The 14,519-nt window shown below is 46.3% G+C and carries 15 protein-coding genes; 13 read left to right on the forward strand and 2 right to left on the reverse strand.

The features are described from left to right. Window positions 1-83 precede the first annotated feature (83 nt). Together AOT13_RS07200 and AOT13_RS07210 are read left to right on the forward strand one after the other, a co-directional pair. Window positions 84-1,262 carry an MFS transporter gene (locus AOT13_RS07200; RefSeq protein ID WP_003252397.1) on the forward strand — a complete coding sequence of 393 codons (1,179 nt, stop codon included), beginning with the start codon at window positions 84-86 and terminating at the stop codon, window positions 1,260-1,262. Window positions 1,263-1,555: 293 nt separating this feature from the next. Beyond that, window positions 1,556-2,611 (forward strand): multicopper oxidase domain-containing protein, encoded by a 1,056-nt coding sequence (locus AOT13_RS07210; RefSeq protein WP_003252396.1) that lies wholly within the window; start codon window positions 1,556-1,558, stop codon window positions 2,609-2,611. Between the two features lie 126 nt (window positions 2,612-2,737). On the opposite strand, the gene AOT13_RS07215 is transcribed toward AOT13_RS07210, so the two are convergent. Further along, window positions 2,738-3,448 carry a Crp/Fnr family transcriptional regulator gene (locus AOT13_RS07215; RefSeq protein WP_003252395.1) on the reverse strand — a complete coding sequence of 237 codons (711 nt, stop codon included), beginning with the start codon at window positions 3,446-3,448 and terminating at the stop codon, window positions 2,738-2,740. Between the two features lie 234 nt (window positions 3,449-3,682). Here AOT13_RS07215 and modB point away from each other — a divergent pair, with 234 nt between their 5' ends. Together modB and moaA are read left to right on the forward strand one after the other, a co-directional pair. Next, entirely contained in the window at window positions 3,683-4,357 is a 675-nt protein-coding gene (gene modB / locus AOT13_RS07220; RefSeq protein WP_003252394.1) for a molybdate ABC transporter permease subunit, read from the forward strand. Further along, window positions 4,354-5,376 carry a GTP 3',8-cyclase MoaA gene (gene moaA, locus AOT13_RS07225; RefSeq protein WP_013401467.1) on the forward strand — a complete coding sequence of 341 codons (1,023 nt, stop codon included), beginning with the start codon at window positions 4,354-4,356 and terminating at the stop codon, window positions 5,374-5,376. The genes modB and moaA overlap by 4 nt, the downstream gene beginning before the upstream one ends. A 45-nt stretch (window positions 5,377-5,421) precedes the next feature. On the opposite strand, the gene ric is transcribed toward moaA, so the two are convergent. Next, window positions 5,422-6,135: an iron-sulfur cluster repair di-iron protein gene (ric, locus tag AOT13_RS07230; protein WP_003252392.1), complete on the reverse strand. Its 714-nt coding sequence runs from the start codon at window positions 6,133-6,135 to the stop codon at window positions 5,422-5,424. Between the two features lie 641 nt (window positions 6,136-6,776). Between ric and AOT13_RS07240 the strand changes: the two genes are divergently transcribed. From AOT13_RS07240 to argD, 9 genes are all read left to right on the forward strand, one after another. Next, the gene (locus tag AOT13_RS07240; RefSeq protein ID WP_042383611.1) at window positions 6,777-8,036 is read left to right on the forward strand and encodes a molybdopterin molybdotransferase MoeA; all 1,260 of its coding nucleotides are present in this window, start codon (window positions 6,777-6,779) and stop codon (window positions 8,034-8,036) included. Beyond that, window positions 8,033-8,545, forward strand: a complete 513-nt coding sequence (mobB, locus tag AOT13_RS07245) for a molybdopterin-guanine dinucleotide biosynthesis protein B (protein ID WP_013401466.1) — start codon at window positions 8,033-8,035, stop codon at window positions 8,543-8,545. Before AOT13_RS07240 ends, mobB begins: the two co-directional genes overlap by 4 nt. Continuing rightward, the gene (locus tag AOT13_RS07250; RefSeq protein WP_013401465.1) at window positions 8,538-9,008 is read left to right on the forward strand and encodes a molybdenum cofactor biosynthesis protein MoaE; all 471 of its coding nucleotides are present in this window, start codon (window positions 8,538-8,540) and stop codon (window positions 9,006-9,008) included. The genes mobB and AOT13_RS07250 overlap by 8 nt, the downstream gene beginning before the upstream one ends. Beyond that, the gene (gene moaD / locus AOT13_RS07255) at window positions 9,005-9,235 is read left to right on the forward strand and encodes a molybdopterin converting factor subunit 1 (protein WP_013401464.1); all 231 of its coding nucleotides are present in this window, start codon (window positions 9,005-9,007) and stop codon (window positions 9,233-9,235) included. Before AOT13_RS07250 ends, moaD begins: the two co-directional genes overlap by 4 nt. Window positions 9,236-9,240: 5 nt before the next feature. After that, window positions 9,241-9,975: a YwiC-like family protein gene (locus tag AOT13_RS07260; protein ID WP_003252382.1), complete on the forward strand. Its 735-nt coding sequence runs from the start codon at window positions 9,241-9,243 to the stop codon at window positions 9,973-9,975. Window positions 9,976-10,236: 261 nt separating this feature from the next. Further along, entirely contained in the window at window positions 10,237-11,274 is a 1,038-nt protein-coding gene (gene argC / locus AOT13_RS07265; protein WP_042383609.1) for an N-acetyl-gamma-glutamyl-phosphate reductase, read from the forward strand. Window positions 11,275-11,292: 18 nt separating this feature from the next. Further along, window positions 11,293-12,534, forward strand: a complete 1,242-nt coding sequence (gene argJ, locus AOT13_RS07270) for a bifunctional ornithine acetyltransferase/N-acetylglutamate synthase (RefSeq protein ID WP_042383606.1) — start codon at window positions 11,293-11,295, stop codon at window positions 12,532-12,534. Window positions 12,535-12,549: 15 nt separating this feature from the next. Then, complete coding sequence (gene argB / locus AOT13_RS07275) at window positions 12,550-13,323, forward strand: acetylglutamate kinase (RefSeq protein ID WP_042383604.1); 774 nt, start codon at window positions 12,550-12,552, stop codon at window positions 13,321-13,323. After that, window positions 13,323-14,483 (forward strand): acetylornithine transaminase, encoded by a 1,161-nt coding sequence (gene argD / locus AOT13_RS07280; RefSeq protein ID WP_042383602.1) that lies wholly within the window; start codon window positions 13,323-13,325, stop codon window positions 14,481-14,483. The genes argB and argD overlap by 1 nt, the downstream gene beginning before the upstream one ends. The last annotated feature ends 36 nt before the right edge of the window (window positions 14,484-14,519 follow it).

Genomic DNA, 14,519 nt, shown 5'->3' on the forward strand with positions numbered 1-14,519 from the left:
TGTGACAAACATCACAAACATTGTTTTCTGATTTCCGTATGCTGAATTTAGCTGCATGGCTGTAAGCAAAAAGGAGGGGTTTTATGGTAAATAAACAAAAAGCACTTTTACCGATCACAACGTTGGCAATGACGTTTGCGTTTGCCGTATGGGCTGTATTTTCTCCATTGGCGAGTACATTCCAAGAAATGTTCGGACTATCCTCGACGCAAAAAAGCATTTTAGTGGCGATTCCGGTTTTGCTTGGTTCTGTCATGCGCATTCCGCTTGGAATTTGGACGGACCGGTTTGGCGGCAGACAGTTGTTTTCATTGCTTTTATTATTTTTGATTGTTCCATTAGTCGGCGCAGGTTTTGCCAATTCATACGCCATGTTAATGTTTTGGGCGTTTTTCATTGGAATGGCAGGGACGTCGTTTGCGATTTCTGTGACATTCGTATCGCGCTTGACGCCTCCAGAAAAACAAGGGACGGCACTTGGCATTAACGCAATGGGCAATATCGGGACGGCAGTAGCAAGCTTTTCGGTTCCGTCAATCGCAGCGGCGTTTGGGGTGCAATGGGCGTTTTGGGGAATGATCATTCCGGTTGTCATCATGCTTCTTCTTGTGTGGTTTTTTACTCCAGATATGCCAAAGCCTAAACAACAAAAAACAATGCTGGAATCGCTATCAGTATTAAAATATAAGCATACGTGGACATTATCGCTCTTTTATTTCGTCACATTTGGAGCATTTGTGTCATTCGGCATTTATTTGCCGTCGCTGCTCATTGATTTATACGGTTTGACTCCAGTTGATGCCGGGCTTCGTGCTGCAGGGTTTACCGTGATTGCGACACTAGCGCGGCCGGTTGGCGGAAATCTTGGCGATAAAATCGGCGCTGAACGGGTGCTGACGTTTGTTTATGCCGGAATTGCGATAGGAGCGCTTGCTATTTCGCTTGGAATGGAGAATATTGCCGTGATGACAGCCGCATGTTTGTTTATCGCCATTATGGCTGGATTAGGGAATGGTGCGGTCTTTAAGCTTGTTCCGCAGCTATTCCCGGCGGAAACAGGTGCTGTCACGGGAATTGTCGGCGCATGGGGCGGACTCGGCGGCTTTTTCCCGCCGATTTTAATGGGAATGGTGAAAGATGCTACTGGTTCTTACATGCTTGGATTTATTCTCCTCAGCTTGTTTTCCCTGATTTGCTTTTTGCTGAACCGCATTGTTTTTGGGAAAAAAACAGGAAAAACGGCGAAAACATATGCATCATGACAGTGGATCGCATCAAGCGGTCCACTGTTTTTTGCTGTTGGGAGCATATCTTCTTGTCCAAAAGGAAACGAACATAATGAATAGTTTTTGGCGTTTGCGGAGCGAAATGAAGTTTTGCATCTATTTATCATGTTTTCTGCGAAAATTATTTTACACCTATATTGTTCATTATTTCACAAACTATTCAAACATTGGCGGTGATTCGTGATGTAAATCACTAAGGGGAAATGGGCGCATCCGGTACTCTGAGATTGTAAGATCCATAAAATTTAAATTTAAAGGAAGGGGAGAAAATGAAGCGCAAGTTTTATACGTTCATGTCGATTGTGGTTGCCGCTTTGTTTTTAACTGCTTGTGAACATACAGGAGGAAAAGAAGCAGAAAAAGAAAGGACAAAGGTTGGAACCCATCACGCCGATTCAGGAGTGATTGCCGCACATAAAGGTCTCCAGCAAAAACCAATCCCGCTGAAAATGGAGCGGATCGGCCCACATGATGTCCATATCGAGATGACTGCACAAGTAACCGACATTGAGATCGACAAAGGAAAAATGTATAAAGCATGGACGTTTAACGGGCAAGTACCTGGGCCGCTCATTGTCGTCAATGAAGGAGATACGCTTCACTTCACATTAAAAAATATGGACCCAGCGATGCCGCACAGCATGGATTTCCACGCCGTCCACGCTTCGCCGTCGAAAGATTTTGCCGATATCATGCCGAACCAATCAGGAACGTTTACGTACCAGGCGAATAATCCGGGGGTATTTATGTACCATTGCGGCACGAAACCGGTGCTCGCCCACATCGCTAACGGCATGCACGGCATGATGATCGTCAAGCCGAAAAATGGCTATCCGACCGATAAAGAAGTGGACCGCGAATTTGTGTTAATCCAAAACGAATGGTACAAATATAATGATATGGATGATTTTCAAAACGGGGTGCCAAGCTATGTCGTCTTTTCGACAAAAGCGTTAAAAGCAGGCGACCGAAATACGAATGGAGATACGTTTACGCTCAAAGAAAAGCCGCTCGTGGCCAAAGTCGGAGACAAAGTCAGAATTTATCTGGAAAATGTCGGCCCGAATGAAGTTAGCTCGTTCCACGTCGTTGGCACCGTTTTTGATGACGTCTATATCGATGGCAATCCTAACAACCATCTAAAAGGGCTGCAGACTGTGATGCTTCCGGCAAGCGGGGGCGCGGTCGTTGAATTTACCGTCACGCGCCCAGGCAACTACTCGATCGTCACCCATCAATTCAACCATGCGCAAAAAGGCGCTGTAGCCATACTGAAAGTAACGGAAACCGGCGAAGATGACGGTGCGGAAGCAAGCGGACACTAATCATTTCTCGCTCCGCCAAACAAGAAATGTCATGCCGCTCATCTCTTAAATATTAAAAAAGAAAAGCGGCATGTATTGCACGATAAAACCCCTCCTTTTTCAGCGAAAAGGAAGGGGATTTTGCTTTTATTCAATGCAGCAAATTTCTGCTGGACAGTTTTCGCAATGAATCTCTTTTTTCAAATAATCAAGGTCATGAATCGTAATCTTCCCTTTTTTAATAGAAAGAATGCCTTGCTGCTTTAACGCGTTTAACATGCGGTTGACGCTTTCACGGGTGGTGCCGCAAAAATTGGCTAAATCTTGGTTTTTCAGCGTTAAGTCGATGAGGATGCTTCCGTTATCCAACTGGACGCCATAGCTGTTGCACATGCGGATGAGCGTAGAGTAGAGCGCTCCTTTTTTGCCGTGCATAATTAAATCGCGAAATTTTGTTTGCGTCCGCCGCGCATGCATGCTAACCCATTGCATATATTCATAGGTAAGCGCAGGGTTGGTTAAAAGCTGCTGTTCTAAATCGTCTTTTTTCATGGCTGCTACTTCGCCATCTTCAATCACTTTTGCTGTTAATAAATAACGAGGTTCTGCTGTAAACAATGTTAGCTCGCCAATAATTTCTCCAGGGCCGCAAATGCGAAAACACATCTCTTTTCCGTCAGCACCGATTTTACTTATTTGCACTTTTCCGGAAAGAATAAGGTATAGTTCTGCTGCGTCCATCCCTTCTTGGAATAAGAACGTCCCTTTTCGCATTTTGACTGTATGATTCGCGGAACGGACCAATTCCCGCAAATGCGCAAAACGGTCGTGGTCATCTGCTTTTTTGGCTGCAAGCATATTCTCACCTCGGTAATTTGCCGTTACTTCTATTTTAGAGGATGATGGATAATATTGTTGTGATAAAAATCACATTTTTTCTGTATCTGTGATAATTTTCACAATGATGTCACAAGTATTTTCTAAAACTGTTTTCACGTTTATTATGGTACAATGTGAGTAACGTCACAACATTTGGCTTATTTTTTTTGTATAGTAAATAAAAATGTGCGATATGGAAAGAGGTTTTTTAGGATGACAGAGTTTTGGTCACCGGTTTGGTTGTCGATCAAAGTGGCGTTCGTTTCTGGAGCCATCGTCATCTTTTTTGGGACTGTTATCGCGAAATGGATGGCGCGCCGCCGGTTTCGAGGAAAAATTGTGATTGAAACGTTGCTGATGCTGCCGCTTGTGCTTCCGCCATCGGTCGTTGGCTTTTTGTTAATCATTCTGTTTGGAAAAAACAGTGTGATCGGAAAGGGAATAGAAGCTTTGTTTCACGCGCCGATTATGTTTACATGGTACGCGGCGGTCATCGCCGCAAGTGTCGTTTCTTTTCCGCTCATGTACCAATCAGCCAAGGCTGGATTGGAAGCAATTGATGAAATGATTGAGGAAGCGGCGCGCGTCGATGGAGCAAATGAATATCAAGTGTTTTGGCATATATCGATTCCGCTTGCGAAGAAAGCGCTTATTTCAGGAGCGATTTTGGCTTTTGCCCGAAGTCTTGGCGAATTCGGCGCCACATTGATGTTCGCCGGAAATATTCCTGGGAAGACGCAAACGATTCCAACCGCCATTTATGTAGCAATTGAATCAGGAAAAATGGATTTGGCATGGGCGTGGGTCGCGGTGACAATGGTGTTGTCGTTTTTCTTATTATTATGCGCGACAAGCTTTAAGTCTCATGGAAAGGAGAAAGCGGCATGAAAACAAGAGAATCGGTGATCGCCGACAAATGGAACCGCCCGCTTCGCGATTTGCGCATTTCTGTGACAGACCAGTGCAATTTCCGTTGTGTATATTGCATGCCGGCAGAAATATTCGGGCCGAATTTCCGCTTTTTGCGTGAGGACGAATTATTAACGATCGAGGAAATGACGCTGCTTGCGGAAAGTTTCGCGGAACTTGGCGTCGAAAAAATCCGCATCACAGGGGGAGAGCCGCTGCTGCGCCGTGACTTGGACGTATTCATTGAGCGATTGGTACGCATTCCCGGCATCCGCGATATTGGCCTTACAACGAATGGGATTCATTTAGTGAAATGGGCCAAACGTTTGAAAGAGGCGGGACTGAAGCGCGTCAATGTCAGTCTGGACGCGCTTGATGACGATATATTTAAAAAAATGAACGGGGTTGGCGTTGGGGTCAAGCCGGTGTTAAAAGGAATTGAAGCGGCTGTGGAGGCCGGGCTTGGCGTCAAAGTGAACATGGTTGTGAAAAAAGGCATGAACGACTCGCAAATTATTCCGATGGCTTCGTATTTTAAAGAACAGGGCATTACGCTTCGCTTTATCGAATTTATGGACGTTGGCACGACAAACGGCTGGGATTTTTCCCATGTCGTCACGAAAAAAGACATGTATGAACTTTTGCAGCAACTGCATCCGCTGGAGCCGGTGGAAAAAGCCTACTTTGGCGAGGTGGCAAGCCGCTACCGCTACGTCGGAACAAACGTGGAAGTCGGGTTTATCGCCTCGGTGACGGAATCATTTTGCCGCAGCTGCACACGGGCGCGCATTTCCGCCGATGGCACACTGTATACGTGCTTGTTTGCGGCAAGCGGTGTTTCATTGAAAGAAAAGCTGCGTTCTGGAGCGGATAAAGAGGAGATTAAAAATCTTATTGTATCCACATGGCGCATGCGGATGGACCGCTACTCCGACGAACGGACGGAGCAAACGGCAAAAACGCGGAAAAAAGTTGAAATGTCTTATATTGGCGGATAAATAAACCGGATTTGCTCTTATGTTGAGCAATCCGGTTACTGTTGTTTATCGGAACGTTTCTGTTTCGTTAAGGACGCGAGGGAATAAAATGTTATTTTCCAAATGGATATGTTCCGATAAATCTTTTTCAAGCGCTTCTAGTCGATGATAGACAAGCCGGTATGTTCGGCATGCATCTTCCGGCGGGGTAAAGTCATTCGTTATTTCGCGAATCGTTTTGATGATATCGCCCGCGGAGTCATGTTCATCGACAAGTTCGCGGATCGTTTGCTGCGCTGTTTTTCCGTTTTCCGGAGTCGGATCTTGTTCAAAACGCAAAATAAGCGGAAAAGCGTAAGTTTCTTCTTTGATCGTATGCTGTTCAAGCTCTGTTTTCAGTTCGTTAAACAACTTATGGATTTGCGCAAGATGCGGATGGTTTGCTCCGTGGACGCGGAGCACTTTTGTCACGTAAGGGCTGAGCTGCGGAAGTTCTTCCGCCAAGTAACGGTGATGTTTGGCAATAATATGGTCGATCAGTTCGCCGTAAGGCGCTTCCGCCCAATTTTTTTCGTCTTTTTCAAGTGATTTCGCGTAAAGTGTATTTAGTTGTTCTAATATTGCTTCGCCATCTAAATTTCGCTCTTCAAGCGCTTCTTTTAACGGGCGCTGCCCGCCGCAGCAAAAATCGATTTTGTATGATCGGAAAATATCGCTTGCTTTTGGAAATTGTGCTACGATATCACCAATGAGCGATTGTTCGGTAAACCGTTTTTCCATCATCGCTGCCTCCATTCTTGTATAAATCATAACAATTTAAGCATATTTCTTTTCCGCTTTGTATGTTGTGATATATATCACATAACATCCCATGCTCAACGACCGCGTTAAGAAAGAAATGAATGCATGTGCTGAACATCACAACTAGCTTTGCTTTGTATTCGTATAATAAAAATAAAAAAGAGAGGATAGGAATGTTGCAGCTGTGGAAGGGCTGGACAGCTGGAAAGCGAAAACCAACTGTTCCAATGCCGTTTGGAAGAAGTGAAGGGAGAAGCGGTTTGCCGAAAAAATGGATGTAGGTGTTGACCGATGGGTGATTTTTGTAGAATTTAGCAAACGATTCGGCACATAAAGTTGCCAGCATCATTGCTTTAGGCGAATTAGTTGAAAGAATAAAAGAAAAGGTTGATAATATCAATGCATAATTAAGTGAAAATTCGCGCGAAATTTCTTCATCTTTTCTTGGACAGAGAAAGGATTTCGCAAAATCTTCATGGCAGATAGTGAGCCTGCAGCCGGCAATGGTACAGGCTAACCAAAAAACTTGTTTGGTTTAATCGTTTGCCTGCTCTGCTTGATGCAGAAAAGAAAAATAATGGATATTACGGCAGCCATTAATAAGAAAAGGAGAGAAAAGCATGGTGGAAAAGCGGAATCCGATTCCGGTGACAGAAGCGATAGAAAGAGTGATGAAATATGCGCGGGAAGGAGAGGTGGAAACGGTTCGCCTTGAGGAAGCCTACGGGCGGTATTTGGCGGAAGATTTGCGCGCAGACCATGACGTTCCGCCGTTCGATCGTTCTCCTTATGACGGTTTTGCGATACGCGCAGCTGACTCGGCACAGGCAAAGCTTGACCATCCAGTCGAATTTGAAGTGATTGAAACGATTGGAGCGGGACAAGTTGCGGCGAAGACGGTTCAGCCGTTTCAAGCGGTACGCATTATGACAGGAGCGCAAATTCCGGATGGATGCGATGCGGTCGTCATGCTGGAATTGGCGAAACAGTATGAGCGCGATGGAAAAACCTATATGTCCATCAAACGTCCTTTTCAGCCGGGTGATAACATTTCATTTCAAGGGGAAGATGCGAAAAAAGGGGATGTGCTTGTCCCGAAAGGAACGTTTATTAATCCGGGCGTACAAGCATTGTTAGCGACGTTCGGATATGCCGAAGTAAAAGTGGCGAGAAAGCCGCGAATCGGCATTTTTGCGACAGGCAGTGAACTGCTCGACGTAGCTGAACCGCTTATCCCTGGGAAAATTCGCAACAGCAACGCGTATATGATTCAAGCGCAAGCAATCCGCAGCGGAGCGGAGCCAGTCTATTTTGGAAAGTTGGCGGATGATATCGACATATGTTTTGCAGCGATACAAAAGGCGCTGCCGCAAGTCGATTTTCTTATTACAACGGGCGGTGTTTCGGTTGGCGATTATGATTATTTACCGGCCATTTATGAACGTCTCGGCGCAGAAGTGTTGTTCAATAAAGTGGCGATGCGGCCGGGCAGCGTGACGACCGTTGCCCAGTTGGATGGAAAGCTGTTGTTTGGGCTGTCTGGCAATCCATCAGCATGCTACGTCGGATATGAGTTGTTTGTGCGCCCTGTCGTGCGGACGCGCCTGTTTTCGCCGAAGCCGTATTTGCGGAAAGCGACGGCGACTTTAATGGCTGACTTTCCGAAACCAAATCCGTTTACCCGGTTCGTCAGAAGCTATGTGACGGTGGAAAATGGCCAGTTGACGGCGGCGCCTGTCGGGATGGATAAGTCGAATATTGTTACATCGCTGGCGAAAGCAAATGCGCTGATGGTGCTCCCGGGGGGAACACGTGGATTTGCGAAAGGCGATACCGTCGACGTATGGCTGCTTGAAGATGAAGAAGGAAGTGACATATGAACGTCTGGCAAGTTGTCGGCTATAAAAACAGCGGCAAAACGACGCTTATCGAAAAATGGGTGCAAGCGGCAGCCAAGGAAGGATACCGTGTCGGAACGGTAAAGCACCATGGACATGGCGGCCATCCTAAAAGAAACGATTCCTATACGGATTCAAGGCGCCATGAGCAGGCGGGAGCGGTTGCCGTTTCCGTAGAAGGCGGCGGGCTGCTTGAGCTTCACGCATGGCAGCCGGCGTGGCCGCTGGCGCAAATTTTATCACTATATCAGCTTTTGCCGCTTGATTTCGTGCTTGTCGAAGGCTACAAACAGGAAATGCATAAAAAAGTGGTCATGCTGCGGAACAAGGACGATTGGGATTCGCTGTCGCGGCTCTCTAATATTATCGCCGTGATTGCGTGGGAACCTCCTTCGCAATTGTCTTTTATTCCATATCCTTTATTTTTTATCGACGATGAAGAAAGTTATTTACATTGGTTAATGAATGAGGTGAGAAACGCGAATGAATGAACGTCTTTTTATGATAACAGACAAGCCGGTTTCCATCGAGGATGTGGTGAAAAAAGTGATGCGTCCCGAAGCTGGGGCGGTGACGACGTTCGCCGGGACGGTGCGCGAATGGACAAACGGAAAACGGACGTTGTTTTTGCAATATGAAGCGTATGTATCGATGGCGGAAAAAATGCTTGAACAAATCGGCGCGGAAATTCGCGAAAAATGGCCGGAAACGAAAGTGGCGATCACGCACCGAATCGGCAAGCTCGATATCGGCGACATCGCCGTGGTCATCGCCGTTTCGTCGCCACACCGCAACGACGCGTATGAAGCCAACCGGTACGCCATTGAACGCATTAAACAAATTGTCCCAATTTGGAAAAAAGAGCATTGGGAAGACGGAACAGAATGGGTCGGCAATCAACAAGGGACGAAAGCGTATCCAGCGGGAAAGCCGGAAGGAGAGGATTTACGATGATAACACTGCTCTTTTTTGCCCATTTGCAGGAAGCCGTTGGCGAGGAACGCATTGTGCTTTCTAGCGTTCCTGAAACGGTAAGGGCGTTAAAGAAAGAAGTTGAAAGCCGTTATCACATCGATTTGAATCAAGTGATGGTCGCGGTGAACGAGGAATATGCCCGCGATGACCGGACGCTTCATCCTGGCGATGTCGTTGCCTTTATTCCACCGGTTAGTGGAGGGTGAGAGCGATGAAAGACCAGCAAAAGCAAAAATGGATTATTCCGAAACAGCATGGCGCCTGGGCGATGCTTGCCATTCCGTTTTTGTTGGGAGCATATGCGGGCGGATTTGCATGGCTGCATTTGCCGTTATTTCTTGGCTGGCTTTTCTTATATTTAGCGACATATCCGCTGTTGATGGCGATAAAATCAAAGCGTAAACAAGCGTATATGCAATCGTTTTACTGCTATATGGCCATTGCCGCAGCGCTGCTTGCCATTTGCTTATGGCACGCGCCGTCTTTGTTTTATTTTGGAGTGGCGATGGTTCCGCTTTTTCTTGTCAATATTTACTACACGAAGCGGAAACAGGAGCGGGCTTTTTGGAATGACGTTGCGGCAATCGCCGTTTTTTGCATCGGCGGTCTTGCCAGCTTTTATATCGGACGCGGGGCATTAACGGTACAGGCGTTGGAACTAGTTATTTTTTGCTTCCTCTTTTTTCTCGGCAGCACCTTTTACGTAAAAACGATGATTCGCGAAAAGAAAAACCCAATATACAAATGGCTGTCATGGGGATACCACGGGCTATTAATCATCGGGCTCGTTGCCATCGGATACCCGTTGTTTGTCCTTGCTTATGTGCCAAGCGTTGTCCGGGCCGTTTATTTGTATGGAAAATCGTTGCCGATTATGAAACTAGGAATATTAGAGGTTGCCAACGCCATCTATTTTTTTATAGCGATGGTCGTTCTTTATTCATAAACGAGATGCATAAACCAGTGCATCTCGTTTTTTTTTTTTGGTGATGAAGAAGCCTTTTTAGCAATGGAGTGAGGGCATGCAGTTTAACAGGTGTGTTATTCCGCAATATGAATGACTTTTTATAAAAACTTGAGGAAAAAATGCTGCAAATATAATGATGAAAAAATATTAAGAAAATAACTAAATATACATTTGATTTTATTTTTATACAGTATTATAATGGTAACTACATGAAAGATAATTCGTTTGAGGGGGAAAAGGATGAATATCGCAGTCATTGGTGCGACAGGGTATGGCGGTGTGGAATTGGTAAGGTTTTTGCGGCATCATCCGCATGTTCACAGCTGTTCTTTTTATTCTTCTTCGCAAGACGGCATCCATTTATCCGAAAGCTTCCCGCATGTCGGCGAACTGGAGGGAGCGGTCCTTCGAAAAATCGATGTCGAACAAATGGCTAATGAGCATGAAGTCGTCTTTTTTGCCACTCCGCCAGGTGTTTCCAGCTCCCTTGCACCGGCGTTGCTGGACAAAGGAGTTAAAGTGATTGACTTATCCGGCGATTTTCGCCTGAAAGATAGATCTGTGTATGAAATGTGGTATAAACGGCAAACGGCTTCCGACCGCTATTTGCAACAGGCGGTATACGGATTGACCGAATGGAATAAAGAAGAAATTCAACATGCGCAGCTTCTTTCCAATCCGGGATGCTACCCGACCGCTACATTGCTCGGGTTAGCCCCGCTTGTGAAAGAACGGTTGATCGAAGAAGATTCGATTATTGTTGACGCAAAATCCGGGGTATCGGGAGCAGGGAGAAAAGCATCGTTACATACCCATTTTTCTGAAATCAATGAAAATGTCAAAATTTATAAAGTAAATTCTCACCAGCATATCCCAGAAATCGAACAAATGCTGAAAACTTGGAACGAGCGTATTCAGCCAATTACGTTTAGCACTCATTTAATTCCGATGACAAGAGGGATTATGGCAACGATTTACGCGAAAGTGAAAAAAGAACTAACGATAGAAATGTTGCTTGATTTATATCAAACAAGTTATAAAGATTCGAAATTTGTCCGCATTCGCAAGCCCGGACAGTTCCCGGCCACGAAAGAAGTGTACGGTTCCAACTATTGCGATATCGGAGTTGCTTATGATGAACGAACGGGAAGAGTAACGGTTGTTTCCGTCATCGACAACCTCGTTAAGGGAGCGGCGGGACAGGCGCTGCAAAATTTGAACGTAATGATGGGCTGGGAAGAAGAAAGCGGGCTTACGTTAGGTCCGATTTATCCATGAGGAAGAGGGGATCGAACAATGGTGATTGCAAAGGAAGAAAAGCCAGAAACGAAAATTTCTTATATTGCCGAAGGAACGGTCGTCACACCAAAAGGGTTTAAAGCAGCGGGCGTGCACGCTGGTTTACGCTATGTGAAAAAAGATTTAGGCGTCATCGTGTGCGATGTGCCGGCTTCTTGCGCCGCGGTTTACACGCAAAACCATTTTCAAGCCGCTCCGCTGAAAGTGACGCAGCAAAGCATCGCGACCGAACAAAAGCTGCAGGCGGTAGTCGTCAACAGCGCGTGCGCAAATGCGTGCACCGGGGACAGAGGATTAAAAGACGCGTATGAAATGAGAGAGTTATGTGCCCGACAATTCGGCATTGCCCCGCATCTTGTTGCAGTCGCTTCTACCGGTGTGATCGGCGAGTTTATGCCGATGGAAAAAATCCGTGAAGGAATCAAAAAATTGCAGCCGGGCGTCTTGCCGGAAAATGCGGAGGCGTTTCAAACCGCGATTTTAACGACGGATACGGTGATGAAAAAAGCGTGTTACCAGACGACCATTGACGGAAAAACAGTAACGATCGGCGGCGCAGCGAAAGGTTCGGGAATGATTCATCCGAATATGGCGACAATGCTGGCGTTTATCACCACTGATGCCAATATTTCTTCGCCGCTGTTGCAAGAAACGCTTCGTTCGATTACGGATGTATCGTTCAATCAAATTACAGTAGATGGAGATACGTCCACGAACGATATGGTTATTGTGATGGCAAGCGGGCTTGCTGGTCATAAGGAATTAACACCGGATCATCCGGACTGGGAAAACTTTTATGAAGCGCTGAAAAAAACGTGTGAGGATTTAGCGAAACAAATCGCCAAAGACGGCGAAGGAGCGACAAAGTTAATTGAAGTGCGTGTTAATGGGGCAAAAACGGATGATGATGCGAAAAAAATCGCCAAACAAATCGTTGGCTCCAATTTGGTAAAAACGGCCGTCTATGGCGCTGACGCGAATTGGGGAAGAATTATTTGCGCCATTGGATACGCAGGCGCAATGGTCGATCCGGACAATGTTGACATTTCGATCGGTCCGATTTCCATGCTAAAAAGAAGCGAGCCGCAGCCATTTTCCGAAGCGGAAGCAAGCGCCTACTTACAAAACGATGAGATTGTCATTGAAGTGGATCTGCATCTTGGCAGCGGGACAGGAGTTGCTTGGGGCTGCGACTTAACTTATGATTACGTGAAAATTAATGCGAGTTATCGTACGTAATAAGGGGAGAGGGAGATGGAAAAGACGATTGTCATCAAGTGTGGAGGCAGCGTGTTAAGCGATTTATCGCCGTCGTTTTTTACAAGTTTGCAAGCGATGTACGAACAAGGCATGAATGTTGTCCTCGTTCATGGCGGCGGTCCGGAAATCGGAAAAATGCTGCAGCGGCTCCATGTGCACAGTGAATTTATGAACGGGCTGCGCAAAACGACAAAAGAAGTATTAGAAGTGGTGGAAATGATTTTGGCGGGCAAAGTAAATAAACAGCTTGTTGCGTTATTGCAGCAATACGGACTGCCCGCGGTCGGCGTTTCCGGTGTAGACGCCTGTTTATTGCAGGCAGCGCCAATCGATTTAGAAAAGCTCGGATATGTGGGGAAAGTCGTCAATGTCAATGGCGATTTTGTCGCTAACCTGTTGCAATCCCGTTATATTCCGGTTATTTCGCCAATCGGGGCAGACAAAGATGGCCAAAAATACAACATTAACGCCGATACGGCGGCAGGAGCGGTAGCGAAAGCGATCAAGGCGGCGCAATTGCTGTTTGTGACGGACGTTCCGGGAATTTTGCGGGATGGCGCTGTCGTGGAAGAAGTCACGATCGAGGCGATTGAACGAATGATGAACGAAGGCATCATTACGGGAGGAATGATTCCAAAGGTAAAAGCGGCGATTGCCGCATTATCGGAATCGCTTCATGAAGTGATGATCGTCAGCGGGAAAACACCATTTTATAAAAACGGGCAATGGTATGGAACGATGATTCGAAACGAAGTGGGGGTCTATTAATGGGAGCGTTATTTCCGACATATAACCGTTGGAGTATTTGCATACAATCAGCAGAAGGGACGACGGTTACTGATACAAACGGAAAACAATATTTGGATTTTGTTTCCGGGATTGCCGTTTGCAATCTTGGCCACCGTCATCCGGCAGTGCAAAAAGCAATCGAAGCGCAACTTCAGAAAGTTTGGCATGTTTCTAATTTATTTACCATCCCGCTTCAGGAAGAGGTAGCGGAACTTCTCGTGGCAAACAGCTGTGGCGATTACGTATTTTTCTGCAATAGCGGCGCAGAAGCGAATGAGGCGGCATTAAAATTGGCGCGCAAACATACAGGACGCCATAAAGTCATCACGTTTTTGCAATCGTTTCATGGACGGACGTTTGCGACGATGTCGGCTACAGGGCAAGAAAAGGTATACAAAGGGTTTGGCCCGCTTTTGCCGGAATTTGTTCATTTGCCGTTTAACGATATCGAAACACTTGAAAACGAAATGAACGAGGATGTCGCGGCGGTGATGGTGGAAATTGTTCAAGGGGAAGGCGGGGTCAGACCGGCTGATGCCGCGTTTTTGCAAAAAATCGCCGAGCTTTGCAAGCAATATGGCGCGCTGTTTATTGTCGATGAAGTGCAGACAGGGATCGGGCGTACCGGGAAGCCATTTGCTTATCAACATTTTGCTATTGAGCCGGATATTATTACAAGCGCGAAAGGATTAGGAAGCGGCATTCCGGTTGGGGCAATGATCGGCAAGGCGTTTTTGAAAGATGCGTTTACGGCGGGGGTGCACGGTTCAACGTTCGGCGGCAATCCAATCGCAATGGCGGCCGCAAAAGCGACGTTGCAAACCATTTTTCAGCCTGATTTTTTGCAAGAAGTACAAGAAAAAGGAACCTATTTTTTAGCGCGCCTGCAAGAAGAATTAAGCGACTTCGAGCTAGTGAAAGAAGTGCGGGGGCTTGGCCTGTTAGTTGGCATTGAATGTGGCGGTGATGTGGCAAAACTGATCCCGGCCATTCATGAAAATGGACTGCTCGTATTAGCAGCAGGTCCAAATGTCATTCGGCTGTTGCCACCGCTGATCGTTTCGAAAGAAGAATTAGATCAGGCAGCAGAAGCGATAAAACAAACGCTACAGAAAGTAAAAACCGCAGCTGCGAAATAATCGCTAGCTGCCTCTTTATCCTTATAAACTGGGGAA

Source organism: Parageobacillus thermoglucosidasius (assembly GCF_001295365.1).
Classification (GTDB): domain Bacteria; phylum Bacillota; class Bacilli; order Bacillales; family Anoxybacillaceae; genus Parageobacillus; species Parageobacillus thermoglucosidasius.

Coding starts and splice junctions, on each gene's coding strand:
- AOT13_RS07200 (WP_003252397.1), top strand. CDS start 84: ATGGTAAATAAACAAAAAGCACTTTTACCGATCACAACGTTGGCAATG.
- AOT13_RS07210 (WP_003252396.1), top strand. CDS start 1,556: ATGAAGCGCAAGTTTTATACGTTCATGTCGATTGTGGTTGCCGCTTTG.
- AOT13_RS07215 (WP_003252395.1), bottom strand. CDS start 3,448: ATGCTTGCAGCCAAAAAAGCAGATGACCACGACCGTTTTGCGCATTTG.
- modB (WP_003252394.1), top strand. CDS start 3,683: ATGACAGAGTTTTGGTCACCGGTTTGGTTGTCGATCAAAGTGGCGTTC.
- moaA (WP_013401467.1), top strand. CDS start 4,354: ATGAAAACAAGAGAATCGGTGATCGCCGACAAATGGAACCGCCCGCTT.
- ric (WP_003252392.1), bottom strand. CDS start 6,135: ATGGAAAAACGGTTTACCGAACAATCGCTCATTGGTGATATCGTAGCA.
- AOT13_RS07240 (WP_042383611.1), top strand. CDS start 6,777: ATGGTGGAAAAGCGGAATCCGATTCCGGTGACAGAAGCGATAGAAAGA.
- mobB (WP_013401466.1), top strand. CDS start 8,033: ATGAACGTCTGGCAAGTTGTCGGCTATAAAAACAGCGGCAAAACGACG.
- AOT13_RS07250 (WP_013401465.1), top strand. CDS start 8,538: ATGAATGAACGTCTTTTTATGATAACAGACAAGCCGGTTTCCATCGAG.
- moaD (WP_013401464.1), top strand. CDS start 9,005: ATGATAACACTGCTCTTTTTTGCCCATTTGCAGGAAGCCGTTGGCGAG.
- AOT13_RS07260 (WP_003252382.1), top strand. CDS start 9,241: ATGAAAGACCAGCAAAAGCAAAAATGGATTATTCCGAAACAGCATGGC.
- argC (WP_042383609.1), top strand. CDS start 10,237: ATGAATATCGCAGTCATTGGTGCGACAGGGTATGGCGGTGTGGAATTG.
- argJ (WP_042383606.1), top strand. CDS start 11,293: ATGGTGATTGCAAAGGAAGAAAAGCCAGAAACGAAAATTTCTTATATT.
- argB (WP_042383604.1), top strand. CDS start 12,550: ATGGAAAAGACGATTGTCATCAAGTGTGGAGGCAGCGTGTTAAGCGAT.
- argD (WP_042383602.1), top strand. CDS start 13,323: ATGGGAGCGTTATTTCCGACATATAACCGTTGGAGTATTTGCATACAA.